Annotated in this window: 15 protein-coding genes; 9 read left to right on the top strand and 6 right to left on the bottom strand. The window is 62.8% G+C overall.

Translation table 11 applies throughout. The annotated features are described in order from the left end of the window. Positions 1-8: 8 nt before the first annotated feature. Positions 9-2,267, bottom strand: coding sequence for a TOMM precursor leader peptide-binding protein (locus VK804_RS02590; protein ID WP_325367500.1), 2,259 nt, complete (start codon positions 2,265-2,267; stop codon positions 9-11). Positions 2,268-3,218: 951 nt separating this feature from the next. Here VK804_RS02590 and VK804_RS02595 point away from each other — a divergent pair. Beyond that, positions 3,219-4,064, top strand: a complete 846-nt coding sequence (locus VK804_RS02595) for a VOC family protein (RefSeq protein ID WP_325367502.1) — start codon at positions 3,219-3,221, stop codon at positions 4,062-4,064. Positions 4,065-4,108: 44 nt separating this feature from the next. Here the strand turns inward: VK804_RS02595 and VK804_RS02600 are convergent, their stop codons facing one another. Then, positions 4,109-5,263, bottom strand: coding sequence for an OpgC domain-containing protein (locus VK804_RS02600; protein ID WP_325367504.1), 1,155 nt, complete (start codon positions 5,261-5,263; stop codon positions 4,109-4,111). A 223-nt stretch (positions 5,264-5,486) separates the two neighbouring features. On the opposite strand from VK804_RS02600, the gene VK804_RS02605 reads away from it, so the two are divergent. From VK804_RS02605 to VK804_RS02625, 5 genes are all read left to right on the top strand, one after another. Continuing rightward, positions 5,487-5,792, top strand: coding sequence for an ETC complex I subunit (locus VK804_RS02605; protein WP_325367506.1), 306 nt, complete (start codon positions 5,487-5,489; stop codon positions 5,790-5,792). 44 nt (positions 5,793-5,836) lie between these two features. Next, positions 5,837-7,441 carry a carboxyl transferase domain-containing protein gene (locus tag VK804_RS02610; RefSeq protein ID WP_325367508.1) on the top strand — a complete coding sequence of 535 codons (1,605 nt, stop codon included), beginning with the start codon at positions 5,837-5,839 and terminating at the stop codon, positions 7,439-7,441. A gap of 2 nt (positions 7,442-7,443) precedes the next feature. Continuing rightward, a complete protein-coding gene (locus VK804_RS02615) occupies positions 7,444-9,450 on the top strand; it encodes an acetyl/propionyl/methylcrotonyl-CoA carboxylase subunit alpha (RefSeq protein ID WP_325367510.1) in 2,007 nt (668 codons plus the stop codon). A gap of 189 nt (positions 9,451-9,639) precedes the next feature. Then, entirely contained in the window at positions 9,640-9,927 is a 288-nt protein-coding gene (locus VK804_RS32930; RefSeq protein ID WP_414642699.1) for a type II toxin-antitoxin system VapB family antitoxin, read from the top strand. Then, positions 9,884-10,282 (top strand): type II toxin-antitoxin system VapC family toxin, encoded by a 399-nt coding sequence (locus VK804_RS02625; protein WP_325367514.1) that lies wholly within the window; start codon positions 9,884-9,886, stop codon positions 10,280-10,282. Before VK804_RS32930 ends, VK804_RS02625 begins: the two co-directional genes overlap by 44 nt. Positions 10,283-10,526: 244 nt before the next feature. Here the strand turns inward: VK804_RS02625 and VK804_RS02630 are convergent, their stop codons facing one another. Genes VK804_RS02630 through dctP form a run of 3 tightly spaced genes read right to left on the bottom strand, consistent with a single transcriptional unit; the run spans position 10,527 to position 13,455 of the window. Next, positions 10,527-11,885, bottom strand: coding sequence for a TRAP transporter large permease (locus VK804_RS02630; RefSeq protein ID WP_325367516.1), 1,359 nt, complete (start codon positions 11,883-11,885; stop codon positions 10,527-10,529). Further along, a complete protein-coding gene (locus VK804_RS02635; protein WP_325367518.1) occupies positions 11,882-12,436 on the bottom strand; it encodes a TRAP transporter small permease in 555 nt (184 codons plus the stop codon). Before VK804_RS02635 ends, VK804_RS02630 begins: the two co-directional genes overlap by 4 nt. Further along, positions 12,433-13,455: a TRAP transporter substrate-binding protein DctP gene (dctP, locus tag VK804_RS02640; RefSeq protein ID WP_325367520.1), complete on the bottom strand. Its 1,023-nt coding sequence runs from the start codon at positions 13,453-13,455 to the stop codon at positions 12,433-12,435. Before dctP ends, VK804_RS02635 begins: the two co-directional genes overlap by 4 nt. Before the next feature lie 336 nt (positions 13,456-13,791). Here dctP and VK804_RS02645 point away from each other — a divergent pair, with 336 nt between their 5' ends. Continuing rightward, positions 13,792-14,034 carry a pentapeptide MXKDX repeat protein gene (locus VK804_RS02645; protein ID WP_325367522.1) on the top strand — a complete coding sequence of 81 codons (243 nt, stop codon included), beginning with the start codon at positions 13,792-13,794 and terminating at the stop codon, positions 14,032-14,034. Between the two features lie 101 nt (positions 14,035-14,135). On the opposite strand, the gene VK804_RS02650 is transcribed toward VK804_RS02645, so the two are convergent. Then, on the bottom strand, positions 14,136-14,483 hold the full coding sequence (locus tag VK804_RS02650) for a DUF6481 family protein (RefSeq protein WP_325367524.1): 348 nt from the start codon (positions 14,481-14,483) through the stop codon (positions 14,136-14,138). Between VK804_RS02650 and VK804_RS02655 the strand changes: the two genes are divergently transcribed. Continuing rightward, entirely contained in the window at positions 14,470-15,093 is a 624-nt protein-coding gene (locus tag VK804_RS02655) for a hypothetical protein (RefSeq protein ID WP_325367526.1), read from the top strand. The genes VK804_RS02650 and VK804_RS02655 overlap by 14 nt on opposite strands. A 163-nt stretch (positions 15,094-15,256) precedes the next feature. Continuing rightward, complete coding sequence (locus VK804_RS02660) at positions 15,257-16,030, top strand: hypothetical protein (protein ID WP_325367528.1); 774 nt, start codon at positions 15,257-15,259, stop codon at positions 16,028-16,030. Positions 16,031-16,070 lie beyond the last annotated feature (40 nt).

Below are 16,070 nucleotides of genomic sequence, written 5' to 3' on the forward strand. Positions count from 1 at the left end.
GCGGCCTCTCAGGTATGGGGAAGGAACGGCGTGAGTTCGCTTTCCAGCCGCGGTCGATCCAATAATCCCAGCTTGACAGGGATATCGTAAAGCCGGCCCGGCGCGAAGCGGCGATAGAAGTGCCGCAGTCCGGGAACGATGACCCTGACGACGTTGACCTCGACGTCGGGCCGGGTCTGATTGAGGACCAGGAAATCGAGGCCGGCGCGCCTGGCGATATCGACGCAGGCGTCGACCTGCCCGCGCGTATTGTGGAGGACATCGATCGTTGCGCCAGGGGCAGGTTGGTCCGCCGGATTGTCGGTCGGCGTCAGGAACGGATAGTCCGCCAGGCGCAACGGATTGGTGCCGTCGAGGCTCGGTTTCTCGCCGGTACCCCCGCCCATCAGGCCGATCGACATGAACTGGTTCAGCTCCGTCAACGCCCGCAGCAAGGCGATGCGCGTGTCGAAATGCGCGCCGGAGCCGAACTCGATGTTTTCCTGGCCGTTCTGGATCCAGTGCAAGATCGCGACATAGGTGGGCACGCCGAGATCGCTGGTGATGTCGAGCACCCAAAGCCGCCGTCCGGTCTCGGCGAGCTGGGTTTGCAGATCGCGAACGTAGGAATCGTCGAATTGAGCTAGGTCCACCTCGGGGCGCTGCAGACGATTGTACCACCAGATGGCGTATGAATCGCGCTCCACCAGTTCGAGGAAGCCCTGGACGATGGCCTCCTCGAGCGTGTTGCCGGCCGCGCAGCCGTTGGAATCGGCGTGAAACGCGTGGGGACCGCCATAGAAGAAATACAGCAGGCTGGTGGGAAGATATCTGAAGCGCTGGTCGCGCAGCGACCATGCCGGCGACCACTCGACCTTGGCCGAGGGATCGAAGCGATCGGGGGTCGGATGAGAATCATCCGGATCTTGCGAAGGCTCCGCCTGGTATTGCGCGTCGCTGAACAGCAGGACATCGTTGGGAAGAATGGCATCGCCCGGAGGGAAATCCGCAAAGCGGCGCGTCATCCTGACTTCGTCGCCCTGGAAAATGCCTGAATAACGCTCGATCGCCTCCATCAGCGCGCTGGCTTCGCCCTGTTCGGCGGTAGAGCCCTTGCCGAAACTGCCGCCGCTCAATCCGCTCCTCAGCGCATCGATGGTCAGGGCCGGCGCGGAGAAATTGTGCGCGGCATAAAAATTGGTGTTCATCGGCAAATCGGCCTCGATCCGGCCGAGCCGCGTGACCACACCGGTGAGGGGGCTGACGTGCTTTCGGAAACGCTCGACCGTGGCGCGCGACGACACGGTGCGGTATCCGCCGCTGGTCATCACCAGCTTGGCGCCGGGGCCGAGCTCGATCGGCACCGGCGCGCGGCGCGGGTTCTGCAGCTTCTTGCTGCCGCAGGTGGGGCATTGCGGGCGGTGCGCCACGTAATGTTTCGCAATCGTCGAACCCAACAGATCGAGGCTGACGATGTGATCGTGCAACTCGGTGCGGAAATCGGTGGCGATCGCCTTGGCGATCTCGAGGGCGGCGAACTGGATGGCGCTGTGGCCGACCGCGTGGCGCGCGAGCGGCGAAGTGGAAACCGCACGCGCCGGCGCGCGGTCGAGAAATCCCTTGACCTCCCGGTTTCGTATCATGCGATCGAACATGCAGGTCCAGCAGGCGCTCTCGCCCGGGTTGAAGATCGGCCCCACCAGCGGAAAGGCGCCGGAGGGCTGGACCAGGAGCCAGCGAGATCGGTCCGACACGCGCTGGCTGTTCAATTCGGCGAGCTTGGGCTCGAGATAGTCGTTGACCAGCGTCACCGTCAGATCGGGCGAGCGCTTGACGACGCGAACGCCAAGCCCTGTCAGGGCAACGCCGAGTTCGGCCGCACCCGGTACATCGATCGATTGGATGCCGACCCGACAATTCCTGAGGTTTTGTTCGGCTATCCCGGGCGGCAGGCCGAGGCTTGCCCAGAAGCCGGAGGTGACCGTCGCGGGGGCCGACGTTGCCGGCACGATGTAACGCCGTTCGATCAGCCGCTTGAGGGCTTCCTCGACCTTGTCTGCCGGAAAATCCCGTTCCAGCTCGCCCGCCAGCTGGGAAAAGCTCTTGCCACCCTTGCCGATCGCGGACGCCAGAGCGCAATAAAGCTCGCCGTAAAGAAAGAATTTCCGGTCCTCGGAATAGAGGCAGACGACGTCGGGCGGCAGCACATAGACGGTGAAATTCGGCGCGAATTGCGGGATGTCCTGGCCGGCCTGACGCGGCGCGCGGGACTTGCGATCTTTGGTCATGATTTCAGCACGCACACTTGCCCATCACTCCGGTTCGCCGGTGCGAGGGGATCCCGACTGGTGGAATTGCCTCGTCTGGCTGGCACTGGCATTTCCCGACGAGATGGGAAAACAACTTCGGCCTTCATGCGCAGGCCTACACGCAAGCGGGTAGCATGGCAAAGAGGCAGGGGAAACATGGATTGGCCGGGTCGACCTTGTCGAACCCGGCCATCACAACATGCGTTGATCAACGTAAGCAGAAGGCGATCTGAAACTAGCAGGGACGACAGGCGCCCCATGAGAAGCAGCAGCCTCCGCAGCCGACGCCGCATCGGCAACCTCTGCAACCTCTGCAGCCTCTGCAGCCGCCGCAGCGACCGCAACCGCGCCAAGCTACCTGCACGCCACTCTTGGCCGCCGCAGCGTTCTCCTTGTCGAAAACGTAGAACGTGGCGAGGCTGACGTCGGCGATTTCCTCTTCACCGAGCGTGATGGCGTGACCCGGCGCCAGGGTCGGCAGTTTCGGCTGATCCTGATTCGGCGCGACCGCTGCCGATGCGCCCCCGACCAGGGAGAAGGTCAATCCGGCGGCTCCTAACACCGGTACGGTCTTGATCACGCGCTTTTTCGAAGCTTGCTTCACTCGTGGCATAACTTGCATTCCTCCATACCTTGTAGACGATGTTCAGAGTCCCGCTCACGAAGTGTACGCTGGGCAGATGCACCATGCAAGCTGGTAACGCATATTGAATGATGCGGGGCACAACAAGTCGGTTTCCTTCATGTTCATGAACAGGGTGTTCATCGAAAGCGCCCTCGGGCTTATCGAATCGCAACAACCGTGATCCGTTTTCCCTGCCATAAGAACAATACGCGTGCCGGGAACGACCGCAGGGCAACGCAGGCCGTACGGGCGCATCGTCAAACAATTCGTAAATTGCGTTGAGATCCTTCGAACGGAAAGCCGACATGGTCTACCACGGACGTTTCGTCTGGTACGAGCTGATGACGACAGATATGGCGGCCGCCAAGGCCTTTTACGCCAGCGTGGTCGGCTGGGATGCGCAGGACGCCTCTCTGCCCGATTATGCCTACGCGTTGTTCACTGCAGCAAGCGCCCCGCTGGGCGGATTGATGGAACTGCCGCAGGACGCGAGGAAAATGGGCGCGACGCCACGATGGATGGGATATGTCGGCGTCGACGACGTGGATACCGCGACGGGGCGGATCGGGCGCCTTGGCGGGACCGTCTACGTGCCGCCGACGAACAGCAATGTCGGCCGCATTGCGGTCGTCGCCGATCCGCAAATGGCGACGCTTGCGCTGGTCAAGGGGTTGAAACACGGCGATCGGCAGCCGGCCGACCTGTCCAGGCTCGGGCGCGTGGGCTGGCACGAATTGTTCGCCACCGACTGGCAGAAGGTGTTTGCCTTCTACGGCGAGATTTTCGGCTGGCGCAAGGCGGACGCCGAAATCGGCTCTTCGGAAATCTATCAGTTGTTCTCCGCCGGCGGCCGGACGATCGGCGGCATGTTCAGTAAACGGGCCACAGAACCGGTCGCGTTCTGGCTCTATTATTTCAATGTCGACGACATCGATGCGGCGATGGATCGCGTGAAGCTTGCCGGTGGCGGCATTCTGGAGGGACCGCTCGAATTGCCCCAGGGCATCTGGATTCTCCGATGCACGGACCCTCAGGGCGCCGCCTTTGCATTGCAGGGCAAGCGAAGCCGGGACGGGGTGGGCGTCGGCTGGTCCAGCGAGTGGAGCGGGATTTCGTCGAGGGGCCGGCTGGTCACCAGGCCCCGTGGTTAGAGGGCGAGTTTCTCCGCTCGGAATAGCAAATCAACTCGCCTCGATCAGGCGGCTGCCTTGGCCGCCACGGCTGGCTTCGGAGCAGGCTTATCCTGCCTTTTCGACCAGGAAATATAATAAGCGACCAAGGTCATGATGGCGATTCCCGCCACGCTGACCAGGATCTGCGCAAGCAGCGAGCCCGAGCTCAGCATCAGCGCGAAATGTCCGACAAAGGAGAGGAACACGCCGACGCAGAACACCGCAAGCGACTGCTGACCGCAGACGATGACGGGATCGAACACCCTCCACTCGAGGCCTTCCCAGGTCTTGGGCACGAACCTGATCACCAGGATCACGATCACCACGAAATGGATGAAGCGATAGGGCGCCAGATTGGTCTTGTCGTTGGGGTTGAAGGTTGAATAGAGCCAGTCCGGGAACATCGCCCCGAAGTCCGGAAACTTGCCGGCCATGGTCATGATGAGCGCAAAAATCAGATAGGCGATGCAGAAATACAGCGTGTAGGGCGAATTGATAATCGACGCCGATTTTCTGGCGCCGCCGAGCGCGCACCAGGAGCCGAACACGAACAGCACCTGCCAGCAATACGGGTTGAAGTACCAGGTGCCGGCGGGATAGGCGGTAAAATTCCAGCCGAAATGCCGGGCGGTGAGCCACAGCACGATCGACGCCAGCATGGTCTCGTTGGGTCGGCGCAGCATCATCCACAGCACCGGGGGAAACAATCCCATCAGCACGATGTAAAGCGGCAGCACGTCGAGATTGACCGGCTTGAATTTCAGCAGCAATCCCTGACGCAGCGTCTCGACCGCGCTGTCGACGAGACCCGCGACGTTGAACTCGTTGATGATCTCCGGATCGCTGAAGCGCTGCGCGACGTAACCGATCGAAACGATATAGATCACGAACAGGATGATATGGGCGACGTAGAGCTGCCAGACCCGCTTGGTCAGGCGGGTGGCGCCGACGATGAAACCGCGTTCGATCATCATGCGCGCATAGACGAAGGAGGCGGTATAGCCGGAAATGAAAACGAAGAGATCGGCGGCGTCGCTGAAGCCGTAATTGCGGGTGGTGATCCAGTTCACGACGTTGTCGGGAATGTGGTCCAGGAAAATCGCCCAGTTCGCGACCCCGCGGAACAGGTCGAGCCGCAGGTCGCGTCCTTTTTCGGGGAGGATTGCGTTGATCTTCATGGCGGCCGTTTCGAAATCGAGCTTTTGATCAGGCGGGCGGGGGATCAGCCGCGGGTCCGGCCGACATTGTCACAGCGCAGCATAATGACTATACCGGTTGTCGAAAATGTACATCCATGGCCGGGAATCGGCGATCAAATTCCTGAAAACTGTCTGTATACCATCATGGCCGTTTCCACCACGCGCTTCAATGCCACATTTCCTTGAGGGGACCCGAGCATCCATGACCGCACGCATCTTCAAGCCCGCCAAAACCGCGATGCAATCGGGGACCGCCAAGACCAAGGAATGGCAGCTCGATTTCGAACCCGAGCAGCCCCGCGCGATCGAGCCTCTGATGGGCTGGACCTCGTCCGGCGACATGAAGCAGCAACTCTCGATGCGCTTCGACAGCAAGGAAGAGGCGGTGGCCTATTGCGAACGCGAAGGCATTCCCTATCAGGTGTTCGAGCCGAAGGAGCCGGCCCGCCGGCAAGCAGCCTACGCCGATAATTTCGCATTCCGCCGCGCCGAACCCTGGACCCACTAGACCGTGATCCGGAAATTGCGGCGCACAAAAAACTGCTGAAGGCCATGCCGCTTCATTCCGTCACCGACCCCACTTCCGCCGATTTTGCCCGCAATTCCGAAGCCATGCGTGCGCTGGTCGCCGAGCTTCGCGAAAAGCTCGAGCAGGTTGCCGGCGGCGGCGGCGAGACCTCGCGCAAAAGACATACCTCCCGCGGCAAGATGCTGGCGCGGCAGCGGGTCGATCTCCTGATCGATCCGGGCACGGCGTTTCTGGAATTGTCGCCGCTCGCGGCCAACGGCCTCTATGGCGGCGACGTGCATTCCGCCAGTATCGTCACCGGGGTGGGGCGGATTTCGGGCCGCGAATGCGTGGTCGTCGCCAACGATGCGACCATCAAGGGCGGCACCTATTATCCGATGACGGTGAAAAAGCACCTCCGTGCCCAGGACATCGCGCGCCAGAACAATCTGCCCTGCGTCTACATGGTCGATTCCGGCGGCGCGTTCCTGCCGCAGCAGGACAAGATTTTCCCCGACGAACGCCACTTTGGCCGCATCTTCTACAATCAGGCGCAGATGTCGGCACAAGGCATTCCGCAGATCGCGATCGTGATGGGCTCCTGCACCGCCGGCGGCGCCTATGTCCCGGCGATGTCGGATGAGAGCATCATCGTGCGCAACCAGGGCACGATCTTCCTCGGCGGACCGCCGCTGGTGAAGGCCGCGACCGGCGAAGTGGTCACGGCGGAAGAACTCGGCGGCGCCGACGTGCATTCGCGGCAATCGGGCGTCACCGATCACTATGCGCAGAACGATGCGCACGCCATCGGCATCGCGCGGCGCATCGTCGCCACGCTGAAACAGCCCGACCGCGCCGGCGTGAACATCCGCGAGCCGCGCGAGCCCTTGTTTGCGCCGCAGGACATCTATGGCGTGGTTCCCGCCGACGGGCGCAAGCCGTACGACGTGCACGACATCATCGCGCGGCTGGTCGACGGCTCCGAGTTCGACGAATTCAAGAAACTTTACGGCCAGACGCTGGTCTGCGGTTTCGCCCATATCTGGGGATATCAGGTCGGCATCATCGCCAACAACGGCATCCTGTTCAGCGAGAGTTCGCTGAAGGGCGCGCATTTCATCGAATTGTGCTGCCAGCGCAATATCCCGCTGCTGTTCCTGCAGAACATCACGGGATTCATGGTCGGCAGGAAATACGAGGCCGGCGGCATCGCGCGCGACGGCGCCAAGCTGGTGACGGCGGTGGCGACCGCTGCGGTACCGAAATTCACCGTGGTGATCGGCGGCTCCTACGGCGCCGGCAATTACGGCATGTGCGGCCGCGCCTACAGCCCGCGTTTTCTCTGGATGTGGCCGAACGCGAAGATCTCGGTGATGGGCGGCGAACAGGCGGCGATGGTGCTGAGCCAGGTCCGGCGCGACAATATCGAGGCCAAGGGCGAGGCCTGGTCGGCGGAAGAGGAAGACAGGTTTCGCGAGCCGATCCGCGCCCAATATGACAAGCAGGGCAGTCCCTATTACGCCACCGCGAGGCTGTGGGATGACGGCGTCATCGATCCCGCCGACACCCGCCTGGTGCTCGGCCTCGGATTATCGGCGGCATCGAATGCGCCGATCGAGCCGACGAAATTCGGCCTGTTCAGGATGTGATGATGGATCGTCCCAGACTGTACCGGCGGTTTCGCACGCTCCTGATCGCCAACCGCGGCGAGATCGCGGTCCGGGTGATCCGCACCGCAAAGGCGATGGGGCTGCGCACGGTCGCGGTCTATTCCGATGCCGACGGCGACGCCATGCATGTCGCGCTCGCCGATGAGGCCGTGCTGCTCGGGCCGGCGCGGGCGCGCGACAGCTATCTCAACATCGCTGCCTTGATCGAGGCGGCGCGCAAGACCGGCGCCGAGGCCGTGCATCCCGGCTACGGTTTTCTGTCGGAGAATGCCGAATTCGCGCAAGCCTGCCTCGATGCTGGCCTCGTGTTCGTAGGCCCCACCGCCGCCATGATGACGGCGATGGGCTCGAAGTCGGGTTCAAAATTCTTGATGGAGCAAGCCGGCGTGCCGCTAGTGCCCGGCTATCACGGCGAAGCCCAGGACGAGGGGACGCTGGCCAAGGCTGCCGAAAAGGTTGGCTTTCCGGTGCTGGTCAAGGCCTCCGCCGGCGGCGGCGGCCGCGGCATGCGGATCGTGCGGTCGGCGGACGAGCTGGCCGCCGCGGTCACCAGCGCCAAGCGCGAGGCCAAGGCCGCCTTCGGCGACGATCGCATGCTGATCGAAAAATTCGTCGAAAACCCCAGGCACATCGAGGTGCAGGTGATCGGCGACAGCCACGGCAACCTGTTGTCGCTGTTCGAGCGCGAATGCACCCTGCAGCGCCGGCATCAGAAGGTGATCGAGGAGGCGCCGTCGCCGACGCTCGACGATGCGCAGCGCGAGGCCGTCTGCGCCGCGGCGCGCAAGGCCGCGGCTGCGGTCGACTATGTCGGTGCCGGCACCATCGAATTTGTCTCCAACGGCCGGGACGTGTTCTTCATCGAGATGAACACGCGGCTGCAGGTCGAGCATCCCGTGACCGAGCTGATCACGGGTATCGACCTCGTGGAATGGCAGTTGCGGGTTGCGTTCGGCGAGAAATTGCCGCTGAAGCAGGACGAGATCAAGCTGAATGGCCATGCCGTGGAGGCGCGGGTCTACGCCGAAAATCCGCACCGGAATTTCATGCCGTCGGTAGGCCAGATCAGGACCTGGCGCATGCCGGAGGAAACGAGTGGCTTGCGCATCGACGCCGGCTATCGCGAGGGCGATGCGGTGTCGCCGCATTACGACGCCATGCTGGCCAAGATGATCGCCTGGGCGCCGACGCGGGAGGCCGCCATCGAGCGGCTCAATCGCGGACTGGAGGAATCCGACGTCCGCGGCGTCGTCACCAACATTCCGTTCCTGTCGGCGCTGTTGACGCACGCGAGCGTGCGCGCCAACGCCATCGACACCGGCTTCATCGAACGCGAACTGAAGCAGCTGACGCCGGCGGCTCCGGAGCCTCACGACCTCGAGCTTTGCGCGGCCGCAACCGCGATCCTGATCCAGGAATCGCAGGCTGCCTTGGCTGACGCGCATTCGCCATGGCGGACTTCGGGCTGGATGCCGGTGGGCCGGCGCCGGCGGGTGTTCGAATTTCGGCACGGGCAGGGCGCGGAGCACACGATCTGCCTGCACTATGGCAACGGTCCGGCGACATGGTCGATCGGGGAGCGCGAGCTTTCCTTTGAGTTCACGACCACCGCCGATGGCGGCTTCGATCTGACGCTCCATGGCGTCAAATCGCGGGTTTTCGCAGTCGTCGAGGGCCATGAACTTTACTTGCGGACCCGCAACGGCCGCTTCGAACTGCACTGGGTCGATCCGTTCGGCGGCGACGACGAGGAACAGGTCGGCGAAGACAAGATCACAGCACCCCTGCCGGGCACCGTGGTGGCGCTATTGGCCGAAGTCGGCGCGAAGCTCGAGAAGGGCGCACCGATCCTGACGCTCGAGGTGATGAAGATGGAGCAGACGTTGCGCGCGCCGTTCGCCGGCGTGCTGAAGGCGATCAAGTGCAAGGTCGGCGACATCGTTGCGGAAGGCGTTGAACTTGCCGAGGTGGAGCCGGCGGCGGGGTGAGGAAGGGACTTCGAAGCGAATGGCGAATAGCGAATGGAAAGTTTCTTATCCGCCTGTTACCGCCCCATCCGGCCCCATTACCAGGAAAACGGTGGATCAGCGACCAGTTCGCCTTTCGAATGAATGGGCGTGAATTAGGCCCCAAATGATGGTATGTTGCTGCCGCTCTCAAATGATTGTCGGTGGTCCATGAATATTCGTTCCGCCAGGGTTGATCAGCTCGCGCAACGGCTTGCTCGTCTTACCGGTGAAGATGTCGAAACTGCGCTGGAGCGTGCGGTTGAGGAACGTCTGTCCCGTGTTGCGCCACCCGCGCCCGCCGACCGAACGGCTGCGCTGGATGCGTTCTTCGAGCGGGTTTCCCGAATGCAGGTTCTGGATTCCCGGCCGGTGGATGAAATCGTGGGTTATGATGGTGTGGGTTGCCGTCCTGATGGTTCTGGATACCTCCGCGATCATCGCCTCCATCACGAATGAACAGGACAGTTCACGTTTTCAGGCGGCCATGCACGGCGCCGAAATCCTGTTGATGTCATCGGTGGCGGTCCTGGAAACCAAAATTGTCCTGTTTGCTCACTTCGGACTGGACGCCGTGGATCTGTTCGAAGAGCTGCTGAAGAACCGCGGAATTGTTGTGGTGCCGCTGGACGACGAAATGGCCACGGCCGCTTTCGATGCATTTCGTCGCTTCGGCAAGGGGCAGGGCCATCCGGCTCAGTTGAATATCATCGATTGTGCGGTCTATGCGCTGGCCAAAGTCCGTTCCCAGCCTTTGCTCTTCAAGGGTGGGGACTTCGACCGGACGGACGTTCACTCCGTGCTGGCTGGATAATAGAGACTGGCGCGCGCAAGCGGATTGGCGAAGCGTAATCCGCCGTCATTGCGAGCCAGCGATTGCTGCTCCGCTTGGCGCGCAAGCGAAATCTCAATGCGTAGCCGCGACAAATCGGCCCGACGGGCAAATCACCTAAAAGTCTGTCAAGCCCCGTCATGCTGCTTTGCATGGGGTTGTTTTCGATATTTTAGATTTCGAGGGTGGGCACGGGGCAAGAGCGCCTTTGCCCACACCCTACGGATCACCTTCCCCCGTCCGGTCCCATCACCAGGTTGGGCAGCCAGGTCGAGATTTCCGGCAGGAAACACAGCGTCACCACCGCCGCCATCATCAACAGCACGAATGGCAGCGTGCCCCAGATCACTTCGCTCAGGGGAATGTCGGGTGCGACATTGCGGATGACGAAGATATTCAGCCCGACCGGCGGATGGATCAGGCCCATCTCCATCACGATGGTCATGACGACGCCGAACCAGATGATGTCGAAGCTGGCGGCGCGCAGCGGCGGCAGGATGATCGGCGCGGTCATCAGGATGATCGAGACCGGGGGCAGGAAGAAGCCGAGCACCACCACCATCACCAGGATCGCCGCCAGCAATTCCCAGCGCGGCAGCTGCATGGCGACGATCGATTCCGCGGCCGATTGCGAGATGTGCAGATAGCTCATCACGTAGGTGTAGAGCAGCGACATGCCGATGATCATCATCAGCATGGTGGAATCGCGGATGGTCGATTTCAGGATCGGCGCCAGATCGGACGGCCGCCACACGCTGTAGATCGCCGCGATCAGCACCAGCGCCAGCAGTCCGCCGAGGCCCGCGGTTTCCGACGGCGTCGCAAAGCCGCCGTAGAGCGCGATCATGACGCCGGTCAAAAGCAGGACGAACGGGATGACGCGGGGCAGGACGTTGAACCGCTCCGCCATGGTGAAATCGTCGCGATGCAGGATCGCGGACTCTCTTCCGGTCTTCTCGTAAAGCGCGCTGGCGGCGGCATATTCCTTGCGGAAGCGGATCACGGCATAGCTGCCGAACAGCGTGACTAGCAGCAGGCCGGGTCCGATGCCCGCGAGGAACAACCTTCCCAGCGACTTTTCGGCTGCGACCGCGAACAGGATCATGGTGATCGAGGGCGGCAGCAGGATGCCGAGCGTGCCGCCGGCGGCGATGATGCCGGCGGCAAAGCCGCCGGAATAGCCGCGCTTGCGCATCTCGGGGATGCCGGCCGAGCCGATCGCCGAGCAGGTCGCGGGTGAGGATCCGGCCATCGCCGCAAACAGCGCGCAGGCAAACACATTGGCGACGCCGAGGCCTCCGGGCACGCGGTGCAGCCAGGCGTGCAAGGCGGAATACAGGTCCTGCCCGGCGCGGGAACGGCCGATCGCGGCGCCCTTCAGGATAAACAGCGGGATCGACAACAGCGTGATCGAGGCCATCTCCTCATAGACGTTCTCGGTCACGGTATCGAGCGAGGCGGATGGCATGTAGATGCCCATGAACACCACAGCGACCGCGCCCAGCGCAAAGGCGATCGGCATGCCCGAGAACATCGCAAACAGCGTGGCAAGCCCGTAGCAGATGCCAATTCCAAGCACGGTCATCGGCGCGCGCTACCTGCGAGCGGAGTGGCGATCTGCAGCAGGATTTGCAGGCACAACAGCGTCATGCCTGTTGCCATCAGGCAGTAGGGGATGGCCAGCGGCGGCGACCACATCGAGTTGGAAACCTGACCCTCGTCCCAGGCCTCATAGGCCAGCGTCCAGGATTTCCATGCGAAGAAGGCGCAGAACAGCAAGCTTGCGACGTCGACCAGCCAGAGCCTGATCCGGTTGGCGAATGGCGGCAACAGGCCGACAAAGGCTTCGATGCCGATATGGCCGCGCTGTGATTGCACATAGGCAGACGTCATGAAGGTCGCGCCGACCAGGAGGAACACCGCCGCCTCGTCCTGCCAGTAATTGGCACTGTGAAACAGCGCCCGGCTGAGCACGCTGTAGCTGAGGATGGCGCAGGCGGCGATCAGCGCCAATGCCGCCAGGACAACGATGACGGTGTTGCAAAGGGAAAGCGTACGCTCGAAGGCCGCCACGAGCCCATTGCCCGCGGCGGCCTTCGAAAAATCATCCGGATCTCCGACCGGAGCATCCATCATGCGGAGACGTCGGAGGCGAGCTTCAACAGGCTGGCCGCGGTCGCGGTCTTGGCGCCATAGTCCTTCCACGCGGTATCCCGCGCAATGTCGCGCCATTTGCCGACGGTCGCCACATCGAGCGCGCTGACCTTGGCGCCGGCCTTCTCATAGACCTTGGCGACTTCGATATCGTCGTCCTGCGCGCCCTTCTTGCCGAACGCTTCCAGCTCGGTACCGACAGCCAGAATGATGTCCTGATGCTTCTTCGGCAGGGCGTCGAAAATCGACTTCGACATCATCAGCGGTTCCAGCATGAACCAGTAGGACGCGCCCGCGCCCGAAGTCAGCGATTTGGAAACTTCCTCGAGCCGGAACGAAATCAGGCTGGTGGAGGAGGTGATACCGGCATCGCAGGCGCCGGTCTGCATCGCCGCATAGATCTCGTTCGACGGCACCGACAGCACGGAAGCGCCCGCGGTCTGCAGCACCATGTCCATCTCGCGCGAGCCGCCGCGCACCTTCATGCCCTTGACGTCTTCCGGGGCGACGATGGGGCGCGAACGGCTGGCGACGCCGCCGGCCTGCCAGACCCAGGTCAACAGGATGATGCCCTTGTCGGCCAGGAAGTCCGTCAGTGCCTTGCCGATCGGATTCTTCTTCCAGGCCAGGCCCTGATCATAAGTGGCGACCAGGCCGGGCATCAGGCCGATATTGGTCTCCGGCAATTCACCACCCGCATAGGGCATCGGATACAGGCTGATATCCAGCGCGCCTTTGCGCATCGCCGAGAATTGCGCGTTGGTCTTGATCAGCGACGAGTTCGGATAAATCTCGGCCGTGATCTCGCCACCGGAGCGTTTGGCGACTTCGGCGGCGAACATCCGGCACAGCCGGTCGCGGAAATCGCCCTTGTCGATAGTGCCGCCGGGAAACTGATGCGAAATCTTCAGCGCGGTCGCGGCGTTCGCCGTTCCCGTCCCGAAACGCAAAATGGCGGGCGCGGCAAGCGTGGATATGAGGACGTGGCGGCGCGTGATCATGGATTTCCCCCTGGGAGATTTTGGTGGCGCGGTTCGAGCGGCCTTGCGGGGATTGTAGCCCGCCTTGGCCCGAGATTGCTCTAGTTCCATAGTTCGAGGAACGGACGTTGTTCCCCTGTTGCGGCGCACACTGGCCGACAGTTCGACCGAAACAAGACGAAATAGCGCTTTTTGGTCGACGTTGATTGCAACCCCGAAACGCGCGCCAATAGTCCATGCCGGAAAAAATTTCGCCTCGCCGGTAACAAACGCCCTCGGGGCAGCGTCCTGAATAAAGCGGCATCAAGTCGCTTTCAACAAGTCGCTTTCAACGCCTCTCAAAGGGATGACCAACCCATGACCATCAGCACCCGCGTCGCGCTCGGCCTGTCCGCCGCCGTTCTCTCGCTCAGCCTGGCACTTGCGCCTGCCGCCTTCGCGCAGGACGCCATGAAGAAGGACGACGCCATGAAGAAGGACACCATGTCCAAGGACACGATGAAAAAGGACACGATGTCCAAGGACACCATGAAGAAAGACGACGGAATGAAGAAGGACGGCATGATGAAGAAGGACGACGGCATGAAGAAGGGCAACTAAGCGTTGCTCGCTCCGCGCCCCTCAGGCTCGCCCCGGCTTTTCGCGGGCGGGCCTGTGACGTGTGTTTTCGCTGATGCGCCGCCGCCTTAAAAATCCGTCGGCTATTTTCGCTTCTTCTTGCGCGCGGCGTAGCGCGCGTCGCGCGCGGCCTTGCGTTCGACCTCAAGCGCTGCTTCCCTCGCTGCGGCCTCTTCCTTTTCGCGCGCGGCTTGCGCGGCGGCGGCGGCGGCGGCCTCTTCCGCGAGCCGCTTCTGTTCGGCCTTGGCGGCGTCGCGGGCGAGCTTGGCCTTGGCGCGCTCGGCGGCCTGCGCCTCGCGCTCGGCGCGCCGCTGCACCACCGTCGGATCGTCGACACCGGGCTGGCTGCGAAACTTGTTCAGAATGTTCTGCCTCGCCTCCTGCGCCGCCTTCTGACGGTCCGCGAAGCTAGGTTCCTTGAATCCGCTCATTGAAAAGGCCTTGTCACTTTCATGGTTGGTCGTGAGCCGATGGCTGTTGCGCCCGCATCCCGGCCGAATGCAAATCCAGGACGTCTTTCGTGATCGGGAGCGGTGTACATCCGTCCGCGCCGGGAAGCCATCAAATATCGAACAGCCGGCGCAATGTCGTGCGAAAACTGGCGCTTGGGCTGCCCTCGGCGCGGTGCCGAAAACCCCGGAAAATCCGGCGCCGCACGTTCCACAAAGGCCTCATCTGATGTCGCGGCCATCGAACAGTCGGCGCGGCATGAACCGGCCGGCCAACGGCCGGCGGCTGCTCGTTGCCCCCGCTGCCCCTGAATTCGCCGGATTTCGGCCCCGCCTTTTCTTGACGCGAACCGGTGACCGCTTCGCTCGAAAACGCTATAGCAGCCCGCATCTATTCATCCAGGCCGCGAAGCTGACCATGACAGACCCCGAACAAGGCGGAAACCGGCGCGGCGCGATCGCCGGACTGGCGATCGCGGTGGTCTTGCTGGTGACGGGATTGTGGCTCGCGCATGAGCTGACCGCGGCCAGCAAGCTGCAGGATTGCCTGATGACGGGACGAACCAACTGTGCCGTTATTCCGGCCCAATGAAATGTGAACAGGCGAGACGACGAAAAATCGCCGCGATCTTACGTATTTGTAACATGACAAAGCCGGCGAAGCAGTCTGCATTATTCGTAGGGCGTCAATCGACGCGAAAATGGGCCTGAATTGCAAGATAAGTTGCAAGACACGGCTGAGAGGGGCATGAAAAATGAACGCGTCCTGTCGATCCAAAATCGCATTTTCGTTGATCTCGGTGCTGGTGGCCGTTGCGCTGCCGGTTCGCGCCGAGGAACCGCCCAACAAGGGAAGGCCCGCGCAGGCCGCAAGGCCGGCTCCCGGACGTCCGGGACCGGCGGTCGGACATCCGGGGCCCGCGATGGGACATCCGGGACCCGCGGTCGGCCACGGCGGGCCACCTGGCGCTCATTTCGCGCGCGGAAATTTGCCGGCGCGCAATTTCGGTGGACACCCCTATCGCGGCCGCCTCGCCTGGGAAGGCGGACGCTGGCATCACGAGGTCCATAATGGACGCGACGGCTGGTGGTGGGACGTCGGAGGCGTGTGGTACTTCTACCCGCAACAGATGGACGGCCCGCCGACCTATGTGTCGGAGGATTTCGCCGACGATATCGATGGACCGCCCGTCGCCGACGGCTACGCGCCGCCGCCTGGTGCCTATGCGCCGCCACCCGGCGGCGCCTATCCACCGCCGCCGGTGGCCTACGAACCGCCGCCACCGCCGCCTCCGCCCGATCCCGGCGCCAGCGCGGTCGGCGGCGCCATTGTGGGTGGCGTGCTTGGTGGCCTGCTGACGGGGCGGGCGAGCGGCGCTGCCGCTGGCGCCATCGTCGGCGGCGCGACCGGCGCGATCGCGGGCGCCACGGCAGCAGCTCGGCCCGGTTATTGGATGGCCCAGGGCAACTGCTACTACCGGTATCCGTCAGGACAATACGTGCAGGCCGATCCGCGCGCCTGCTATTGAGCGGGAACGTTCGGCAAGCCGAGCGCACCCGCGTCTCGAT

The organism is Bradyrhizobium sp., from assembly GCF_035484855.1.
GTDB lineage: Bacteria > Pseudomonadota > Alphaproteobacteria > Rhizobiales > Xanthobacteraceae > Bradyrhizobium.